We start from the raw sequence: 20,343 nt of genomic DNA on the forward strand, positions 1-20,343 counted from the left end.
GTAGAATGGTTTTGACCCCAGTTCGAATATGCTAAAATCCCGCATCTTTTCCAATTGTATTTGATAAGCCGTTGAATAAATTAGAAATAAAAGCAGCGATTTCACTTGCCTCCATTTACGTTTTACGGATGCTGGGTTTATTTATGGTGATGCCGGTTATCGCGGTTTTAGGGCAGAATTTTTCCGATTATTCGCCAATGTTAGTGGGATTAGCCATTGGCGGCTATGGTCTTACTCAAGCTATTTTGCAAATTCCCATGGGCATGTTATCTGATCGTATTGGCCGTAAGCCCGTTATTATGGGGGGCTTGGTAATGTTCGTGCTGGGTAGCTGGATTGCCGGTAGTGCCGATTCATTAATGTGGGTAGTGATTGGCCGTATAGTGCAGGGTGCCGGCGCGATTGCCGGTGCAGTAATGGCATTGGCGGGTGATGTTAGCCGTGATAGCCAACGTAGCAAAATGATGGCTGTTATTGGTATTTCTATTGGTTTTTCCTTTTACTTGGCTGTGATTTTAGGGCCAATTATTACCGGGGCATTTGGTTTAAGCGGTATTTTTTACTTAACCGCTATTCTTGGTATGTTGGCGATCCCATTGGTGTATTTTGTCGTGCCAGATGCGATTAATATGGCTCCTAGTCGCGATACACTGCCCATTTTGTCCGATCTCAAATCATTAGTCAGCGATAACCAGCTTATTCGACTCAATGTGAGTGTGTTGCTGCTGCATATGATGATTACGCTGCTCTTTACGCAATTGCCTGGCCTGATTAGTCAAGCCGGTTGGCCACTCGCCAGACATTGGGAACTATATTTACCTATTTTAATTTTGTCGGTGGCTGGATTAGTCATCTTGATGAGTTTGAGTAAACGCCTTCCTCCCGGACGACCACTGCAATTAGCGGTGATGTTATTAGCCCTGTCATTTGCCGGTTTTATTTGGTTAGCGTTGCCCTTGTCGGTATTGATGGGCTTGGGATTACTCTTTTTTATCGGTTTTAATTTTCTCGAAGCGAATTTTCCCGCATTGGTTTCGAGTATTTCCCCGGCAGGTAAAAAAGGCTCAGCGATGGGGATCTATGCCAGCTTTCAGTTTTTTGGTGCGTTTTTAGGCGGCACACTGGCAGGAGTCATTAATCAGGAGCTTAGCGGTCAGTTAGTGTTTGCCCTGGCACTGGCGGTTTGTTTACTGTGGCTGCCATTACTGTCAGGTTTACATGGATCCGGAAGGTCGAAACGTTATACACTAGCGTTGAATTTAGAGCATGGTACAGCCCAACAGATAGCCCAAAAGTTAACGGCGCTCAGTGGTGTACAAGATGTCACTATTATCCTTGAAGAGCAAACGGCTTATCTTAAAGTCGAGGATCAAAAATTTAACTTGCAGCAAGCCAGACAGATAGCTGGTGAGACATAATAATCGGGAGAACACATGGCAAGTCGCGGAATTAACAAAGTCATCTTGGTAGGCAACTTAGGACAAGATCCTGAGGTGCGGTACACCCCTAACGGTAAAGCGGTAGCCAACTTAACCTTAGCAACCTCTGAAAGCTGGAAAGACCAGAGTGGCCAGATTCAGGAAAAAACCGAATGGCATCGCGTGTCCATGTTTGGCAAGTTAGCCGAGATTGCCGGTGAATACCTGAAAAAAGGTAGCCAGGTATATGTGGAAGGTAAACTGCAAACACGTAAATGGCAGGATAAAGACGGACAAGATCGTTATACAACCGAAATCGTTCTGGATCCGTTTAATGGCGTTATGCAAATGTTAGGTGGCGGGACTGGTGGTGGTCGAGGTCAGTCTGAAGGCGGGTACCAGCAAAGTCAGCAGCGTCAACAACCACAACAGAATCAACAGCCACAGTATCAACAATATCCTAATCAAGGTAGCGGACAAGCACCACAAGGTCGCCCACAAAACCAACCTGCTCAGCAAAATACTCCACCGATGGCTGAACCGGACTTTGATTTTGATGATGATATACCCTTCTAATCCGTCAATTTTTTGTTTGTAAAGCAAAATGAAATTAAAGCCCTGTTTTTACAGGGTTTTTTTATACTTAATACGAATCATAACCTGGTGATTTGTTAGGGTAGATAACGGATTCGAACTAACGGCATGGATAAAACTCAATATTTCTTGGCCATCAGAATGATTTCATATTCGATAACCCTACGTTTTGTATAGATATTCTTTCCCTTCAGCGATTTAAATGGTTTATATTAGCGCAAACTATAATTATAAAATTGTGTGTTAGTATTTATTTATGCATATCGGTTGGCGCGGTCTTATTAAACAGTATCTAAATCCTCAGGCGGGTTATTGCTCTGTGGGGATTGAAGTGGCTGAATTAGGCATTCATATAAGCGTCTTTGATCATCGTCAATCCCCTTGTTGCTGGATCAAGCAGCATTTTATCGAATTAGACAACTGGCCAGTTAAATTAAAGCAATGGGTACAGCAATTTGGCTTGCAGAATAGTCCTTGCAAAGTGGTGGTGTCTCACCAGCATTATCAACTGTTTCAAGTTGAACGTCCCTCGGTTGACGAGAGTGAGTTAAGACAGGCATTACGCTGGTCAGTTAAAGACTTGCTCAGCGACAATAGTGAAGTGGTGATTGATTATTTTGAGCATCCTGCTCAAGTTGCCGGTACCAATAAAGTATCAGTTGTAGCAATGCCCAAAGCGCAGGTACTAGAACTGATTAACCACCTTAGTCATGCTAATTTGCAGCTCGATACCATCAGTATTGAAGAAATGGCCATGTGTGAGTTATTTCCTAACCATGACGACGCTAAAATTATTCTTGGTCAACATGTGGGGCAAGAACTGTATTTAAATATTATTTATGCGGGAAAGCTCTATTTTACTCGCCGTCTTAAAGGCTATGCACTGCTATCCAGTTTAACCATGGAAGAACTGCAGCAAGGATTGCTCGAAACACTGGCACTTGAAATTCAGCGTTCTATGGACTATTTCGAGAGCCAGTTACACCAAGCTCCAATTCGTAAAGTCGGTTTAGTACTGGATACGGATTTTCAGCAAGAAATAGCCGAAGTATTGCAGCAGCTTATTTATATACAAGTTGAGCCTGCTACACCAGATATTAACTGTGCCCCCGGTTTAAATACTAAGCATGCCTATTTTACTAGTCTTGGGGCTGGTTTGATGCGGGCTGAATCATCGCTGAAGGTGGCCGATGAAGAGTAGAGTTAATTTGTTCGTTGATGAACTTAGACCCAAAGTAGCGTTATTTACGTTAAATTTTGTGTCTTTTGTTTGGACTGCTGCCTTGTTGTTAATGCTGTTCATCTGGTTTTGGGTGGGACAAAACGCCACCTCGGTTAAAGATCAATTAGCTGAAAAAAATGCGCAAAATGCCATGTTGCAGACGCGTTTAACGGATTTGAGTCAGCAATTATCCAAACGCAAAGAGGATCCGCAGCTACTGGCGAAAATTAGTGAATTGAAACAAGACATTCACGATAAACAATACGTGGTGCAGGCGATTAATCAACTGGATGGGTTGGAGAGCCAAAACTTCCCGGCCATCATGACTGATTTAGCGTCGATACATCAGCCCAACTTATGGTTAACTCAGATTAAGGTTGAAAATAATAAAGTTTATCTGCAAGGCCGGGTGACCGATCCGAGTGTTATTCCAATATGGTTAAGAAAATTAGGTCAATCGACGTTTTTTGCCGGACAAGACTTTGGTCAGGCGCAAATTCAACGACAACAGGATGAGCAGTTACATTTTGTGATAGCAACTGACCTGACTCAACAGCAAGATGAGGAGCAAAAGCGTGGCAAAAAGTAACGTGACAAAGCCTCAAATGTCGTTGAGTCATAAATTTTACGCGCTCAGTATTCGTGAAAAATCACTGATATTGGCTGCAGGTTTGATCTTTATTCTTTTCTCTGGGTATTGGTGGGTTATCGAGCCACAGCTGATAGATATAAACAACGCTGAGCAACAGAATAAAAAGGCGCAACTGCAAACCGAAAATTTGAATGTCCAAATCCAGGAATTACAGCAAGTGTTACAGGTTGATCCTGACGAGGTACTCAAACAACAAATTGCGTCGTTAATAAAACGTCAGGTCAGTTTAGGTGTTCAATTAACAGAACAAACCATTAATCTGGTGTCAGCCAAACAAATGCCGCAACTGTTATCGAATGTATTAAATAATAGTCAGGACATTAAATTAGTGAGTATGACTTCGATACCTGCAACAATGCTAACGCAGCAGGGTGAGCACAAGAATGCTAATACTCAAATTTATCAGCACGGGGTGAAACTGATTCTGGAAGGCAAGTATTTCAGTATTCAGCAATATTTACAGCGTCTGTCGAACTCCCCATGGAAGTTTTATTGGCGAAAATTTGATTACCGGGTAAAAGATTATCCTGTTGGTACAGTGGAACTTGAATTGTATACACTAAGTACCAACCAAGCCTTTATAGGTATTTAAATGATAAAGTTTTTTGTGTATGTGCTGATGTTATTTAGCGTAACAGTGATGGCACAACAAACAGAATTACGTGATCCTACTATGCCACAAAATCGGGTAACAATGGGGGGCGAGTCAGCGATTGATTTAATCAATGGTGATTTTCCAAACATCAGAGTGTCAGCTATTTTTGCGTCTGCACAGACTCGCTACGCCATTGTTAATGGCAAAACACTTAGTATTGGTGACGGTTGGGATAATATAAAAGTAATCGCGATTAATAGTGATTCGGTCACCCTGTCACGAGGTGATGTTGTAAAGACATTTGCTATGCAATCGATCAACATAAAACAAGATATTGCCAATGAATTTTAAAACTCTTTTCGGTTTCAGTTTTGTACTGCTTTTAGCTGGCTGCCAAAGTCAAAAAGTGACACCTGTGCAAAGCGCCATGCAACAAGCTATAGAGCAGCAGCCTCAGCCAGCGAGCCGGCCAGCACTCAAAGAATTACCTAGTGATGTGCGTAATGCTCTTAAACCTGAACAGTCCGCTAGTGACAATCAGCTCTATGGTGAGCCGCGTTATGACATTAAAGCCGATCATGTTGATGCCCAACGTTTTTTTGCGGGGGTCATTAAAGGCACATTATATAGTGTGGCTATTCATCCGGAGGTGAAAGGCACTATTTCGCTGGATCTTAAGCAGGTGACCTTGACGGAACTGTTTGACATTACTAGTGAAATTTATGGTTATGATATTCAAAAAATTGGCAATGTGTATCGTATTTATCCAGCGGGAATGCGCACCGAAACCTTTGCGGTTAATTATTTGTTGATGCAACGTAATGGTATGACCCGTTCGACAGTGAATTCTGGTGGTGTCACTCAAAACGAGAATGGCCAGAATAATAATTTTAGCTCGCAAAGTAATGCTACCCGTAGTGCATTGGGCGATACCGGTTCTAATGCCAGTCAACGCAATAGCTATGGTGGCAATAATCAGACCAGCAACGGCACCAATATTACCACTAATACCGATACTGACTTTTGGGGGCAACTGAAAGATTCATTGCAAACCCTGATTGGCAAAGAGCAAGGGCGCCAAGTTATCGTTTCTCCCCAGGCCGGATTAGTCACTGTACGTGCCATGCCGGATGAAATCCGTACCGTCAAAGAGTATCTGCACACCTCAGAACAACATATCCAGCGTCAGGTGGTACTGGAAGCTCGTATTATTGAAGTGGTGCTTAATGACGATTATCAACAAGGCATCAATTGGCAACAAGTGGCAACGTTGGGCTCACAGGCTGCATCTGCTAATAACAATGTGACTACAATTGATAATACTGAGTTGCCATTTAATTTAACCGGTCAAATTGCGGGAAATGCCATTAGTACTGCGATTGGCGGGATCACCAGTATTTCTATTTTGAATAAGGACTTTACCGGTATTTTGTCTTTATTGTCGACTCAGGGAAATGTGCAAGTACTATCCAGTCCACGAGTGACGGCAACCAATAATCAAAAAGCGGTAATTAAAGTGGGCAATGATGAATATTTTGTCACTGATGTTTCCAGTCAGTTAACTTCTACCGCGACGAGTACCTCCAGTACCCCTAATATTGAATTAACTCCGTTTTTCTCCGGAATTGCATTGGATGTAACGCCGCAAATTGATAAAGACGGAGGGGTAATGCTGCATGTACATCCTTCCGTCATTGATACCAAAGAGCAGGAAAAAGTGCTGACCTTAAACAAAGAGCAAATTGTTCTGCCATTGGCGCAAAGTAATATTCGTGAGTCTGATACGGTTATTCGGGCGAATTCTGGTGAAATTGTGGTAATAGGCGGGCTGATGCAATCGGTCATTAGCAAAACTGAATCTAAAACGCCGTTGTTAGGGGACATACCTATATTAGGTAATTTATTTAAGAGTAAGCAAAATAGCGAAGTGAAAAAAGAACTGGTTATTCTGCTTAAACCGACGGTGGTTGGTGCCGATACCTGGAGGCAACAATTACAGCAATCCCAGCAACATATTACCGATTGGACGAGTAGCCACTAGTTTATGTATTTGTATCACTTTGGTATCAAAGAGCTGCCTTTTACGCTAACGCCCAATACGAGCTACTTTTATGGGTTGCCTAGTCATCGGCAAGCCTTAGAGGTTTTGCTGACCGCGTTGCGCTCTGGCGAGGGGTTTATCAAAGTGACTGGTGAAGTCGGGACAGGTAAAACCTTATTATGCCGGAAATTGCTCAACGAATTGCCGGAGCATTTCGTCACGGCTTATTTGCCTAACCCTTATTTATCTCCGGTTGAGTTGCGTCGTGCAGTGGCCTCCGAACTGGGGGTGGTGCTTAGCCAAGACGCCGATCAGCAAGAATTTACCCAAAAAATCCAGCAACGCATTATTGATATTAATCAGCACAATAAAGGCGTTATTTTAATTATTGATGAAGCTCAGGCTTTGCCCATCGAAAGTCTGGAAGCATTGCGGCTATTTACCAATCTGGAAACCGAATCGCGCAAATTATTGCAAGTGGTGTTATTTGGTCAGCCGGAGCTGGATCACAAACTGGCTCAGCCTGAACTCCGTCAATTGAAACAGCGTATTACTTTTACCTATCAACTGGACAGTATGAATGAAGATCAGCTGTTTCATTATGTAAAACATCGTATGACGGTGGCCGGTTATCGAGGCGGTGAAGCGTTCAATCGCCGCTGTTGCCGGATGCTGTTTAAAGCCAGTGGTGGAACCCCGCGAATTGTCAACGTGTTATGTCACAAAGCGCTGATGTTGGCGTATGGCGAAGGGGTTATTAATATCAGTAAAAAACACATTAAATTGGCCATAAAAGATACCGATTCGGCATCTCCATTGAAAGCCAGTCGCTTATGGTATGTGGGCATGTTGGGATTGCTGATACTGGCGGCGGGTGGCTGGTTTGCCTATCAGCAGGGGATGCTCCTGTGAGTGTGATTAATAAAATGCTGCAAGATCTGGATTACAGACAGAATCAGGGGAGTACCAATGCGGTATACACCCCACCGGCAAAACGTAATGTATTGCTGTGGTTAGCCATCAGTTTGTTACTTATGGTTTTAATTGCTTATGCTGTAATAACTTGGCTAAACCATTCGTCATCAGCCAAGCCAGTGGCACAAAAAACGGTGCAAGCCACTCCCGTTATTGATTCCCCCGAACTGCCAGTAAAAAGTGCAGAGCCGGTTGTGCGTAATTCAAATCCGCGAACCGGGCAGAGTCTGCCAGTCAGTCAGCCGAGTGTTGGCATTGATGATAGTGTCGTTATGGATGATTCATCTGAAGCATCAGTGGCAAGTTCAGATAGTGAGTCTGCAACACAACGGCAAAGTCGTCGCATTGAACAAGATGACATACCACAAGACGACATAGTCCAACCCGCAGTGGAAAAATCCACTCCTGCTGCCTCGTTAACCATTAAACCGGTGGTGTTAACTAAACAACAACGCATTGAACAATTGCAAAGTCGTATTCAGGCAGCATTGGCTGAACCGGACAATAACCGAGCGATTGAATTGTTAAAACAGTTGATTAGTGTTGATCCTGAGCACAGTAAAGCCCGGCAAAAGCTGGCTAATTTATTCAATCAACAGGGTAAAATCATTGATGCCCAGCAGGTATTGGAAGGCGGTTTGGCACTGGACAATCAAGATGTGGCCTTACGCATGATGTTGGCTCGTCTGGAAGTTCAGCAAGGACGCCCCGAACAAGCGTTACTGATCCTAAATGAATATCAGCCCAGCGCTGTCCAACATTCTGATTTTTACGCATTGCTTGCCAATATTGCCGATCAACAGGGCGATCAATTACAAGTGTTAAAAGCCTATTCTATTTTATCCCGAGCCGAGCCGCACAATGGCAAATGGTGGTTGGGATTGGCCGTCGCGGCTGATCGGCTCGCCCAGTATGAACTGGCGATTGATGCTTACCAGCATGTACTGAATTCGGCGCAATTACAGCCTTCGGTGCAGGATTTTGCTCAGCAACGTATTACTTTGTTGAGGCGCTAATATGCAACCTAAATTAAAAATGCGGCTAGGCGATTTATTGGTGCACGAAGGTGTCATCGATGAGGAACAATTACAGCAGGCATTAAATAACCAGAAAACTACCGGTCGCAAGTTGGGTAAAGCGCTGATGGAGTTGGGTCTGGTTAGCGAGCAGCGTTTGCATAGCTTTTTAGCCCAACAGCTTAAAGTACCGTTATTAGATATTGCTTCGCTGCGCCTTGATCCGGTAACGGTAAAACTTATTCCTGAAGTACAGGCGCGTCGTTATCGTGCGTTGGCCATCGAAGAACATCCTGATCATATATTAATAGGCATGAGTGATCCGGCTGATCTGGCGGCGTTGGATGCATTAGGTAATTTATTACCCAAACCAATTAAAGTAGCGGTTGTGATGGAGTCACAACTGTTATCGGCCTATGAGAATTTATATCGACGAACTGAAGAAATCGCTTCTTTCGCTCAGGAACTGGCCAGTGAATATCAGGGTGATCAAGAATTTGATTTTATGTCCGGTGTCAGCAGCGAAGAAGACACTGCGGTGGCGCGTTTGCTGCAATCTATTTTTGAAGAAGCGGTTCAAATGCAGGCGTCGGATATTCATATTGAGCCAGATGAAGGGATGTTGCGTATTCGTCAGCGCATTGACGGTGTGTTACAGGAAAACATCATCAAAGAACACAACATTGCTGCGGCGTTGGTTTTAAGGTTAAAGCTGATGTCGCGTCTGGATATTTCTGAGCGCCGTTTACCACAAGATGGTCGTACTAATATCAGTGTTAAAGGTCACCGCATCGACGTACGGGTGTCGACTATGCCGGTGCAACACGGCGAGTCCGTCGTGATGCGCTTACTTGACCAGTCGGCAGGTTTAATAAGCTTGCAACAGGCGGGGATGCCGGCTGACATGATCAAGCGTTTTACCTTGTTGCTTGGTCGCCCTCACGGCATGATTTTAGTGACTGGGCCTACCGGTTCAGGCAAAACCACCACACTTTATTCGGCTCTAGCCCAGCTTAATCAGCCGGGGGTAAAAATTATTACTGTAGAAGATCCGGTTGAATATCGGTTACCGCGGATTAATCAGGTGCAAGTCAATGGCCAGATTGGTCTGGATTTTTCTCAGGTTTTACGCACCACTTTACGTCAGGATCCCGACATTATTATGGTGGGGGAAATGCGTGATAACGAGACTGTCGAAATAGGTTTGCGTGGCGCATTAACCGGTCATTTAGTGTTATCTACATTACATACCAACGATGCCATTAGCAGTGCTATTCGCCTATTGGATATGGGCGCACCGGGGTATCTGGTGGCCAGTTCATTAAGAGCCATCGTGGCCCAGCGCTTGATTCGTAAAATTTGTACTGAGTGTAAAACCGATTATCAGCCTTCGGCCGATGAAAAATTCTGGTTAGCCAATATTGATAAACAGGCCGCAACCATTGCGTTTAAAAAAGGCATGGGCTGTCAAAAATGTTTGCATACGGGTTATAAAGGTCGCGTAGGCGTATTCGAGTTGTTAGAAATGACCGAATCGATGATGGATGCGCTAAAAAATTCAGATACGGTGATGTTTGCTCATGCAGCAAAAGTCAGCCCGGGGTATGCCTCTTTAGCTAAAGCCGCATTAAATTATGCTCGCGAAGGGCAAACCACTGTGGATGAGATTTTACGCCTGGTTGAGATGGTGGCCGATGAACACGCGAATGAGGATAGCCATTTGCCGGCCAGTCCATCGGATCTGGAACTGGAATAAGCCATGGCTATATTTATCTACACTGGCAGAGATCAGAATGGCGGATTAAATCAGGGGGAAGTCGAGGCCATTGATCAGTCTGCGGCTGCCGATATTTTAATTCGTCGTCAGGTTATTCCAATCAATATCAATTTAAAATCAGAGCATGGCAGTGCCAAGAGTCGAGATATTCAGTGGTCGCTGTGGGATCGCCGGGTAAGTCTGGACGAACTGGCTATTTTTTCTCGGCAAATGTATTCCTTAACCAAGTCGGGTATTCCTATTTTACGCGCCATTGGCGGGTTAGCCGAAACGACCACCTCTAAAAGACTGCAAGTTACCTTAAGGGGGATTAGCGAGCAATTAGAAAGAGGCCGCACATTATCCAGTGCGATGCACGGTTATCCCAAAGTGTTTAGCCAGTTATTTGTCAGTGTTATCCATGTGGGAGAAAACACCGGTAAGTTAGATGAAGTGTTTTTACAACTATCTAAATATTTGGAAAGTGAGCAGGAAACCCGTAAGCAAATTAAAGCCGCTACCCGTTATCCCAGTTTTGTCATTATTGCTGTGTTGGTCGCGATTGTGATATTGAATATTTTTGTGATCCCCATTTTTGCGCAAATGTTTAAAAAATTGGGCGCTGATCTACCCTTAATGACACAAGTATTAATTGCCAGCTCGACCTTTTTTGTGCAGAAATGGCCATACTTATTGGCGGGAGTGCTCATTGCTGTCTTCGGGACTCGTCATTATCTCAAAACCGAGCAAGGTGCTTATCGCTGGGATAAGTTAAAAGTCAGCATGCCGTTGATAGGTAATATCATCGAGCGTTCATTATTGGCGCGCTTTTCTCGCAGTTTCGCGATGATGTTACGTTCCGGCGTGCCATTGACTACTGCGCTGAATCTGGTGGCCGATGCCGTGGATAACCGTTTTATGGCCAAACAGATTATTGGTATGCGCCGCGATATAGAAAAAGGCGATAGCCTATTAAGAGCTTCACATAGCAGCGGTTTATTTACACCTTTAGTATTGCAAATGTTTGGTGTGGGTGAAGAAACTGGCCAAGTGGATGAAATGCTGACCGATGTGGCGGATTATTACGAACGAGAAGTGGATTACGATATTAAAAACCTGACTGCCCGAATTGAGCCCATCTTAATTGTGATTGTGGCTATTATGGTGCTGATTCTGGCGCTGGGGATTTTCACCCCCATGTGGGATATGGCCAATGCGTATAAGGGCAAGTGATGAACAAAAATGAAGCTGCGGATGAAAATCTACGCTCGTTATTTTCCAATATCGTGGTGGTGCTTTTAGTGCTTATCGTTATGGGGAGCTTGGTCAGTTATTTTTATCGTAGTGAACCGGATCTAAAAAAATTGGCGATGGGCAAACTGGCGGACAGTTTTGCTAAAAGTGTCGTCAATGCTCACTGGCAATGGCAGGCCGAAGGCAATCCACCACGCGTATTATTGGTGCAATATAACGCCGAAGGTAAAGAGGTGAATCGATCTCCGATACCCATGAGTCATTTAGGTTGGCCGAAGGCCACACCTAATCGACAAGGCTGCGAACAATTATGGCGAGCGGTTTTGGATGTGCCCATGACGGTGAATAACTTTCATGTGATCGCAGATTATTTTGATGGGGTGCAAAATGATGATGATGCATTGCAGTCCATGTGTCGTTATCGCTTACCTACCGGACCTTATTTTGACTATCAAATTTATACCGGTAAAGTACTAAAAACTAATGTATAACAATATGTTAGATAATCAACTAAGAACAAAAGTGGGAGCAAAGACAATGCAATCTAAACAGACTGGTTTTACGCTAATCGAGATGGTGATTGTTGTTGTATTGGTAGGGATTTTAGCCGCTACCGCCTTACCTTTGATGCTGGATGTCACCGAACAGGCCGAAGATGCGACCGTGGAAGGCGTGATGGGCGGATTTGCCACCGGAGTAGGATTGGTTCGCGCCCAATGGGAAATCGATGGTCGACCAAAAGAAAATCAGTCCAGTAACGTGACCAATGTTGTTGTGGATGGAATTGAAATTGGCGTGGATAAAAATACCGGTTATCCAACCGGCTTAACGACCAATAATACTGAAGATACCAGTATTGATAATAATGACTGCCAGGCGATTTTTAGCCTGATTATGCAAAGCGCTCCCACTATTAGCACGAATTGGAACGCTAAACCTTTTGACAACATTCGCTACTTTACCAAAGTGATTGCCGGTGGTGCCGCAGGAGGCAATGACCTGTGTTATTACTACCTAACCCGCACCATTAAAAATCTGCAAGTTGAGCCGAGCGATAATAGTGTTGGTAATGGATTTTATTATGATCCGCGAATCGGTCAGGTGTTCTTTTTCAGTAACAACGAATAAAACGGTGTAAGCAGGATGTTTACACTATAAATTTGAAGGATAATTTTTAGATAACTGAGGTATGTAACAATGCAACAACGTGGATTTACATTAATAGAATTGATTATAGTGATCGTGATTTTGGGTATTTTGGCGGTCACTGCAGCGCCGAAATTTATTGATCTTCAAGAAGACGCCCGTGGCGCCACCATCGAAGGAGTAAGAGCATCGTTGAATACTATTAATTCAGTAGTGCATGCCAAAGCATTAGTTAAGGGTATTACCAACGCTGATGAACAGGATATGGCAGTGACTTATGATGGGGGTTCACTTGCCGCTGCCGATATTGATTTTCTGTATTTAGGTGCCGATGCTACTACGGATTGGGTCGCGCTGTTGGATATAAATAGTGCTGATTTTACGATTGCTCAGGATGATGACGCATCAGGTTTGGAAGGGGCGGTAGGTACGATGACGGCGAATCCAGTGGTGTTTGTTTACCCTACTACATTAGCTTCTCCGACTGCTGGTACGGATCCTGGCACTTGTTACGCATATTATATTGAAGCCACCAGCAGCACTCCTCCGGTGATTGGATCGGTTACTACCGGTTGTTAATTATCGGTGGGATCATGACTAGGTAATTGGTTTGAAAGCTCGTGTTTTTGCGTTACCGACCGGTTATGGCTTTACCCTAATTGAGCTGATTGTGGTGGTCATAATTTTAGGCATCTTATCGGTGGTAGCGGTCAGTCGCTTTCAGGATGGCCGTGGCATTAACGAATATGTTGTGCAAAAACAACTGGTGTCGGCGTTGCAACAAGTTCAGCAACAAGCAATGCAAGATACCAGTCACTTTGCCGATAGTGGCGCGCCGTATAGTTTAAACCTGCAACAGCAGGTTGGTTCTGAACTGACCCTCAGTGTGACCGATGGCCTTAATGTCATCGGTTTCAATGGTTTAGGTCAGCCGGTCAATGTGATTAATCAGCGTATCTGCCCTACCAGATGCCAAATATCTTTAAGCGATAGCGTGACCGCGAAAGTCTGTATTGAAACTGAAGGCTATGTTCATGCCTGCCAATAGGCCCTTTCATCAGCAGGGCTTTAATCTGATTGAACTTGTCATTGGCATCATCCTGTTTAGCCTGGCGTTAGTGCTGGTGATGAGTACTATTTTGCCCCAGTCCAGTCGTAGCGTTGAGCCAATTTATCAGGTGAAAGCCACAGAGTTAGCTCAGTCTTTGCTAAATGAAATTATCGCCAAATCCTTTGACCAACAGTCAGACCGGACGGGGGGGTATTTGCATTGCGAAACGAGTACATGTACCCCAGTCGCTCAACTCGGGCCGGATTTAATTAGTGCTGGAGTGTATGAGACCCGCGAGCAATTTAATGATGTAGATGACTACAATGATTTGGTGGTGATCGCAGACTCGCAAGGACAGAGTTTGGCGGATCGTTATCGTGGATTTAGCCTGCGAGTGAAGGTGTTTTACGATAGAAACCGAGATGGTATCGACGATAACGTGGTGCGCAATAATAAGTTGATTCGGGTTACCGTTACCACACCTAATAACGACGATATTAGTTTTACTACTTTTCGGTCTAATTACTGATGAAGCGCGTACGTGGTTTTACCTTAATTGAACTGATTATGGTCATGGTTATTTTGGCGATAGTCGCTACAGGGGTGACCAGTTTTTTGCGTTTTGGTACACAAATTTTTAATGATGTTACCAGCCGGGATTCGTTGTTATCTTCCAGTCGTTTTGTGGTGGAACGTTTAAACCGGGAATTACGTGCTGCCGTTCCGAATAGCGTAAGGGTGATAGATAACGCTAGTTCTGTGCAATGCATCGAGTTTGTGCAGACTAATAGCAGCACCTATTATGATGAATTACCAGTATTTCCCGATGCCAGTACCAGTATTAGGGCAATCTACCCGGCCGACTACATTCCGGACACACCAGTATATGCCTTGGTTTATCCTGTATCTGTTGCTGACGTTTATGACAGCAACCAACAAAAAAGAGCGTTAATTAGCGCCATACCACCAAGTGATCCGCAGCCGGCGTTAACGACCATTACCTTGGCGAGTAGTTTCAGTTTTGCCGGACATTCACCCGCTCGGCGCTTGTATATTATTAATCAACCTGTGAGTTACTGTTTACGCTCAGGACAATTATGGCGTTATCAGGACTACGGGTATTTAACTAATCAATCTTTGTTAATATCAGATCTGGGCAGTGGAGTCCTGATGGCGGATAATTTGCAAAATGATATCGGTATACCCGCGGAGCAGCCTTTTAGCGTGGCCAATGCCAGTTTAGCGCGTAACGGTTATGTGCGTGTGCTGCTTCAGCTTGGTAAAGATGACGAAAGGGTGGAGTTGAGTAATGAAATCCATATTGTTAATGCCCCTTAAACAACGCGGCAGTATGCTGGTGATGAGTGTGTTTATCATTATTGTAATGAGCGTTATGGGTTTGGCGATGTCATCAATGTTAAGTAACTCTGCTGAGGCTGTGGTGGCTGAAGTGTATGGTTTGCGCGCCAAAATGGCCGCTCACAGCGGCTTGGAAGATCAATTATTAAAGGTCTTCCCCCATACTGGTCCGGCTGATATCACGCAATGCGATGTTACTTCCAAAACCTTTAGCAATATCCCCGGTTTGGAAAATTGTGGCTACAGCCGCAGTTGCGGGGTGAAAAGTTATACTATGAGTAGTGGTAATCGATTGTTGTTTACCTTTTCCAGCACCGGTACTTGCGAGGTGGGTGAGGTTAAGACAAGCCGTACTATTAAACTTGAAGTGATAGACTAAAGCATGGGTTATTTTTTTCGCATAACATTAATATTGTTGCTGTGCAGCATTGTTACCCCCTTAAGTTGGGCAGCCAAATATACCCTTCCTTCAGGTGCGTCCAAGTTACCCGGAGGTTATTGCAGTGTTAGTGGTAGTGATGTTAATTGCAGCGGTAATCTGATTTTTGGCAATAAAGACAGTATTGTGTTGAAACAGCCGATCCGATTGAATATTAGCGGTGATTTTACTTTCGGTAATGGTTTTGAAGTTAATGCCGGTGGGCAAGCATCGGATATGAACATTGTTGTCGCCGGAAATTTAAACCCGGGGAACAACGCTATTATCAATGCTAACTTAACGGTTTCAGGTTCGGTAAACTCGGTCAACAATGATAATAATGCCACGATGACCGGCAATATTGTGGTTTCGGGCAATCTTAACTTAGGCAATAACAGTACCGTTATCGGTAATATTACTGCTTCGACAATAAATATTGATGGCAACGCTAATATTACTGGTAACTTGACCGCACAAAATATTAACGTCGGTAATAATGTTACGGTAACCGGCAATATTAAAACGAACAATATCAATATCAACGGCAATAATACGGTCATTGATGGCAATATTAATGCCACTGGTAGTGTCAATAATAATGGCACCGTCACCGGTTATGTGAATGCCAATCAGGTAAATGATAATGGCAACGGTATAGATGATGATAAACAGTGTGATCTGGATGGGCCTGATGGGCCTAACTCCGGTCCATGCACACCTTCAATCGCGGTTGATCACTATCAATTAAGTTTTGCTGGTACGGGATATACATGTGGCCAATCTTCCGTGCAAATATCAGCGTGCGCCAATAACAGTTGTAGTAGTTTGGTTAATCAACAGACATCGTTAACGCTCACGCACAGCAGTGGCACGCTATCGAATAGTAATTTGAGCTTTACCGGAAGTACCTCGGTAAATCTGTCAAAGAGCACCTCTGGTCAAGTGTTATTAGGTATTAATAATGCGAACCCAAGCCCCTCGTCAGCCTTAACATGTATTGTTAATGGCAGTCAAAATACTTGCCAAGTTGAGTTTGTTGAAGGTGGGTTGAGCGTATCGTGGGGTACGACTAATACTGTCACTAATATTCCTAACCAGGCCTCCCAACAGTTAATGGCAACAGACATTGTCGTCAGTAATAATGCTGATGCGAGTTGTGCGGCTAATTTGTCCGGTAAAACGTTACAAGTGGCGATAGGCTGCAGCCAGCCCGCCAGTTGTAACAGTAATATGCTTCAACTCGGTGGGAGTACAATCAATAATCCACAGAGTTTTATCAATAGCGGACTGACGTTTAATACTAATGGTCAGGCAGTGATCCCTGCCAATACACTGCGCTATGATGATGCAGGTAAAATTAAATTACTCGTTAAAGATAGTGCTGATCTTGCGTCAGGCAGCAGTAATGAGTTTGTGGTAGTGCCAACCTTAAAAGTGGTGGCCGATATTCAAGCGGTCAATGTTGCCGGGATTAATTTTGGTTTATCGATGCTGGCAATCGGAGCACAAGGGGTTATAACGCCAAATTATCAGCCCTCACAATTAAAAGCCTTAGTGCATAAAATAACGCCTGATGCGGGTCGCCAAGGGCAGTTGGTTTTTTCTAATACACAAGTGACCGGCGAGTCTTTCGTTGCTTCGGTGAATAACGGTGAAACAACCTATAGTCTGGTGACGAATAGCTTGTTTAATATGAACTTAGGCCAATCAGTTGACTTGCAGGCTTATTACAGCGAAGCGGGCAGTATTGATTTGCAAATGATTGATGATAATTATTTCGGTCAAACCGTCGCGGCCAATAATGTTGCCTCCATAGGCCGCTTTACTCCGGCTTATTTGGGAGTCAGTTCAAACAGCCCAAAATTAATCAATACTTGTACTAGTGACGCGAACCAATTTAGTTATACCGGGCAACGGGTTGAACTGGATGACCATCCCATGCTGACTATCGTCGCTAAAAATGCATTAGGGGAAAATATCCAAAATTATATTGATGGGGTACAAAAGCTGACACCGGATAATGTCGAGGCTGGCGACATTGTTTTTGCCGATACCTCTACTTTTAGTGAAATGCCGGAGGTTGATCCTAGTGTGGTAAACAGCCAGCAAAGCAGTGTGGGCGACCTTGACGTATTTATCAAACCGGTTGACGATACCACTATGGCACCTATTGGTATCACTTATCCCAAACTTGCCATGCCAAGTATTCCCTTTGAAGGTCGAATACAAATTGATTTTAGTGCAGCTTATCTCACGGACAGTGACGGTGTGTGTTATGAAACCGATTATGCTCCCGATAAAGTTGCCGATTGCCAAATATTTAGTATTAAAAATATTGATGGGGCTAATATGCGCTATGGTCGACTAGTGATGGAAAACGCGTACGGTCCAGAAACCGAGCCTTTAAGCTTATCAATGATGACTCAGTATTATAACGACAGTGCCAAGTGGGCAATCAATACGGATGACAGTTGTACTGTATTTGATGCCGCTGATACGCAGTTGGATGAGGTGCATTCGCAATATGAACCGACCGATATTCCGACAAGAAGTGGTTCAGGGACATTTTCTGCTGGTAAATCAACAAGCTTGTCCGATAGTATAACCATTGCGTCACCCGGAGAGGGGAATCAGCTGGAATTTCCCTTATTACTGGAGCAGCCCGATTATTTGTTTTTTGACTGGGACGGAGATGGTACTATTCAACCGCCATCTGCGATTATCACCTTTGGACAATATCGGGGTAATGACCGGATCATTAATTGGCGCGAAGTATTTAATTAAGTTGTTAGTCATAATAGTTATGAGCGATACTTGCGCTTTTCTCGACAACTCAATAGCATAGGCGGTATTGTTGTACCCGGGTCAGCGTCCATGGGCAGCAAACCATAAAAACAATAAAGTAGTTTGCTTTAGCGCAAAAGTTGGAATGGAATAATGAATCGATTAGTACACTTGGCCGTGGCCGTAACACTTTTAACCTGCTCGGGATTTGCTGTATCTGCTAATTTAAGCGTAGCGGAAATTGAACAGCAAATAGAGCAAAAGCAATCTGAATTTGATAACTATAACAAGAATTTAGATGTTGAAATCAATGCCTCTCGCGCACTGGAACAAGAGTTAGGTAAGCTACGTAATCGTAGTGCAGCTCTTGAACAGGACAGACTGCGGGCATTGAATGAAATGAATCAGGCCTATGAAAAACTAGTCGAAGATCCTTCCTTAAATATTGATTCTGCCAGACAAGCCTATTCTGCCGCTGTTAAAGCGCATAAAGATAACAAAGACGCCATCACCAAAAAATATAATGATTGGCAAACTCAATTAAATAAGGTTGAACATATTCGTTTGGCCAAGCACAGTTTGTTGAACAAACTGGAAGGCTTAAAAGAGCAATACAATACTGCCCGTGTCGATCGTTTATATCGTGAGTTTGGGCGTCAGGATACCGTATTAGTCAGTCATCAATTAACTTGTGACCGCGAAGAAACTATCGCTAAATGTATGGAGCGCGGTAAAAATATGGCCAAGCAGAAAGCGTCTAAACGCTTTTTGGATGAAGTCTATGAAGGCTTGACGGAATCAGTTGAAGCTAAACAACATCGTCCATATTCCGATGGCTATGTACAGATTATTCGTAGTGAAGTAACCAATAACAGCTTCAGTGGCTTGGGTGATTTCTCGGTTAGCATGGCAGTCGAAATCAAGGGTACGCTAAAACGTAACGAAGGTTGTGCCTTGCTAGGACTGGATCGCCGTTATTGCGTTAGCCAAAAAGGGCAAGAGCCTACCAGCGAAGTGGTTGAGCAACAGATTACCCAGGTATCCGGTGTGAACACGGATGAATCTGTTATGTATGAACTGACATTGCGCTCCAATGTGTATGATGATGAAGTCTTTATTGATGGTGTGAGCTACGGTTCTACTAAATTACAAATCATGTTGCCAGCTGGCCCACATGAAGTGGAAGTGGTTAAACGTGGTTATCAGTCGCATGTACAAACCTTGGACATGACGCAAAGTACTACTTTAAAAGTTGAGTTAGAACGAACTCAATATGCTTTCAACAAAGGCGAAAAAATTCAGGACATGTTAGCCGGTGATATTGCCGGGCCTAATCTGGTTGTGGTCTCTGCCGGTTCATTTCGGATGGGAGACTTAAGCGGAGTTGGGCTTGCAAATGAGCGACCTGTCGTGACCAAAGAGATTATTGAATCCTACGGAATCAGTGAAACCGAAATCACCGTTGCCGATTTCAAAAAGTTTGTAGAGCAAACCAGCTATGTAACTGACGCTGAAAAAGATCGTGGATGTGCTTATTACGAAGGTGGTGAGCCTATCTGGCGTGAGCAGCTGAATTGGCGTACTCCCGGGTTTACTCAAAATGATACCCACCCTGCTGTCTGTTTAAGCATGCAAGATGCACAGGCGTACGTGAATTGGTTAACTGAAAAAAGTGGTAACACCTATCGTTTACCTACTGAAGTTGAGTGGGAATATGCCGCTCGTGCAGGTAAAGAAAGTGATTTTTGGTGGGGTGACAGCATTGGCATTGATAATGCGAATTGTGGCTGGTGTGGAAGCCAATGGTCAAATGTAAGTAGTGCTCCTGTCGCTTCATTCAAGCGTAATGGATTTGGATTATATGATACTGCCGGTAACGTTTGGGAGTGGACAACCAGTACTAACTCTCAAAGTGGTGCTGTAGTGCGCGGTGGTGCCTGGGATTTTGCACCCAGATTGGCGCGGGTATCAACCCGAATGGAAATGGATCCGGCTTTCCGTTCCAACTATATTGGTTTCCGAGTATTGAGAGAACAGCAAAAGTAGTTGACTCTGATACTCC

General features: G+C 44.0%; 20 protein-coding genes. All 20 read left to right on the forward strand.

Going from position 1 to position 20,343, the window contains the following annotated elements:
* Positions 1 to 71: 71 nt before the first annotated feature.
* On the forward strand, positions 72 to 1,418 hold the full coding sequence (locus tag ACTD55_RS12395) for an MFS transporter (RefSeq protein ID WP_438864649.1): 1,347 nt from the start codon (positions 72 to 74) through the stop codon (positions 1,416 to 1,418).
* A 15-nt stretch (positions 1,419 to 1,433) separates the two neighbouring features.
* Complete coding sequence (gene ssb, locus ACTD55_RS12400) at positions 1,434 to 1,994, forward strand: single-stranded DNA-binding protein (protein WP_438864650.1); 561 nt, start codon at positions 1,434 to 1,436, stop codon at positions 1,992 to 1,994.
* A gap of 274 nt (positions 1,995 to 2,268) precedes the next feature.
* Positions 2,269 to 3,213, forward strand: coding sequence for an MSHA biogenesis protein MshI (locus tag ACTD55_RS12405; RefSeq protein ID WP_438864651.1), 945 nt, complete (start codon positions 2,269 to 2,271; stop codon positions 3,211 to 3,213).
* A complete protein-coding gene (locus ACTD55_RS12410) occupies positions 3,203 to 3,823 on the forward strand; it encodes a PilN domain-containing protein (RefSeq protein ID WP_438864652.1) in 621 nt (206 codons plus the stop codon). Before ACTD55_RS12405 ends, ACTD55_RS12410 begins: the two co-directional genes overlap by 11 nt.
* Entirely contained in the window at positions 3,810 to 4,478 is a 669-nt protein-coding gene (gene gspM / locus ACTD55_RS12415) for a type II secretion system protein GspM (RefSeq protein WP_438864653.1), read from the forward strand. The genes ACTD55_RS12410 and gspM overlap by 14 nt, the downstream gene beginning before the upstream one ends.
* On the forward strand, positions 4,479 to 4,832 hold the full coding sequence (locus ACTD55_RS12420) for a hypothetical protein (protein ID WP_438864654.1): 354 nt from the start codon (positions 4,479 to 4,481) through the stop codon (positions 4,830 to 4,832).
* The gene (gene mshL / locus ACTD55_RS12425) at positions 4,822 to 6,522 is read left to right on the forward strand and encodes a pilus (MSHA type) biogenesis protein MshL (RefSeq protein ID WP_438864655.1); all 1,701 of its coding nucleotides are present in this window, start codon (positions 4,822 to 4,824) and stop codon (positions 6,520 to 6,522) included. Before ACTD55_RS12420 ends, mshL begins: the two co-directional genes overlap by 11 nt.
* Before the next feature lie 3 nt (positions 6,523 to 6,525).
* Positions 6,526 to 7,434, forward strand: coding sequence for an ExeA family protein (locus tag ACTD55_RS12430; RefSeq protein ID WP_438864656.1), 909 nt, complete (start codon positions 6,526 to 6,528; stop codon positions 7,432 to 7,434).
* Positions 7,431 to 8,513, forward strand: coding sequence for a tetratricopeptide repeat protein (locus ACTD55_RS12435; protein ID WP_438864657.1), 1,083 nt, complete (start codon positions 7,431 to 7,433; stop codon positions 8,511 to 8,513). The genes ACTD55_RS12430 and ACTD55_RS12435 overlap by 4 nt, the downstream gene beginning before the upstream one ends.
* 1 nt (position 8,514) lies before the next feature.
* Positions 8,515 to 10,269, forward strand: coding sequence for a GspE/PulE family protein (locus ACTD55_RS12440; protein ID WP_438864658.1), 1,755 nt, complete (start codon positions 8,515 to 8,517; stop codon positions 10,267 to 10,269).
* Positions 10,270 to 10,272: 3 nt separating this feature from the next.
* A complete protein-coding gene (locus ACTD55_RS12445) occupies positions 10,273 to 11,502 on the forward strand; it encodes a type II secretion system F family protein (RefSeq protein WP_438864659.1) in 1,230 nt (409 codons plus the stop codon).
* Positions 11,502 to 12,014, forward strand: a complete 513-nt coding sequence (locus tag ACTD55_RS12450) for a hypothetical protein (RefSeq protein WP_438864660.1) — start codon at positions 11,502 to 11,504, stop codon at positions 12,012 to 12,014. Before ACTD55_RS12445 ends, ACTD55_RS12450 begins: the two co-directional genes overlap by 1 nt.
* 46 nt (positions 12,015 to 12,060) lie before the next feature.
* Complete coding sequence (locus ACTD55_RS12455) at positions 12,061 to 12,651, forward strand: prepilin-type N-terminal cleavage/methylation domain-containing protein (protein ID WP_438864661.1); 591 nt, start codon at positions 12,061 to 12,063, stop codon at positions 12,649 to 12,651.
* 69 nt (positions 12,652 to 12,720) lie between these two features.
* The gene (locus ACTD55_RS12460) at positions 12,721 to 13,248 is read left to right on the forward strand and encodes a prepilin-type N-terminal cleavage/methylation domain-containing protein (protein ID WP_438864662.1); all 528 of its coding nucleotides are present in this window, start codon (positions 12,721 to 12,723) and stop codon (positions 13,246 to 13,248) included.
* 31 nt (positions 13,249 to 13,279) lie between these two features.
* On the forward strand, positions 13,280 to 13,717 hold the full coding sequence (locus ACTD55_RS12465) for a type II secretion system protein (protein ID WP_438864663.1): 438 nt from the start codon (positions 13,280 to 13,282) through the stop codon (positions 13,715 to 13,717).
* Entirely contained in the window at positions 13,704 to 14,249 is a 546-nt protein-coding gene (locus ACTD55_RS12470) for a type IV pilus modification PilV family protein (protein ID WP_438864664.1), read from the forward strand. The genes ACTD55_RS12465 and ACTD55_RS12470 overlap by 14 nt, the downstream gene beginning before the upstream one ends.
* Positions 14,249 to 15,058 (forward strand): PilW family protein, encoded by an 810-nt coding sequence (locus ACTD55_RS12475; RefSeq protein ID WP_438864665.1) that lies wholly within the window; start codon positions 14,249 to 14,251, stop codon positions 15,056 to 15,058. Before ACTD55_RS12470 ends, ACTD55_RS12475 begins: the two co-directional genes overlap by 1 nt.
* Entirely contained in the window at positions 15,030 to 15,458 is a 429-nt protein-coding gene (locus ACTD55_RS12480) for a type II secretory pathway protein (RefSeq protein ID WP_438864666.1), read from the forward strand. The genes ACTD55_RS12475 and ACTD55_RS12480 overlap by 29 nt, the downstream gene beginning before the upstream one ends.
* Before the next feature lie 3 nt (positions 15,459 to 15,461).
* Positions 15,462 to 18,281 carry a DUF6701 domain-containing protein gene (locus ACTD55_RS12485; protein WP_438864667.1) on the forward strand — a complete coding sequence of 940 codons (2,820 nt, stop codon included), beginning with the start codon at positions 15,462 to 15,464 and terminating at the stop codon, positions 18,279 to 18,281.
* A gap of 153 nt (positions 18,282 to 18,434) precedes the next feature.
* The gene (locus ACTD55_RS12490; protein WP_438864668.1) at positions 18,435 to 20,327 is read left to right on the forward strand and encodes an SUMF1/EgtB/PvdO family nonheme iron enzyme; all 1,893 of its coding nucleotides are present in this window, start codon (positions 18,435 to 18,437) and stop codon (positions 20,325 to 20,327) included.
* Positions 20,328 to 20,343 lie beyond the last annotated feature (16 nt).

It is taken from the genome of Neptunicella sp. (assembly GCF_048268085.1).
Classification (GTDB): Bacteria; Pseudomonadota; Gammaproteobacteria; order Enterobacterales; family Alteromonadaceae; genus Neptunicella.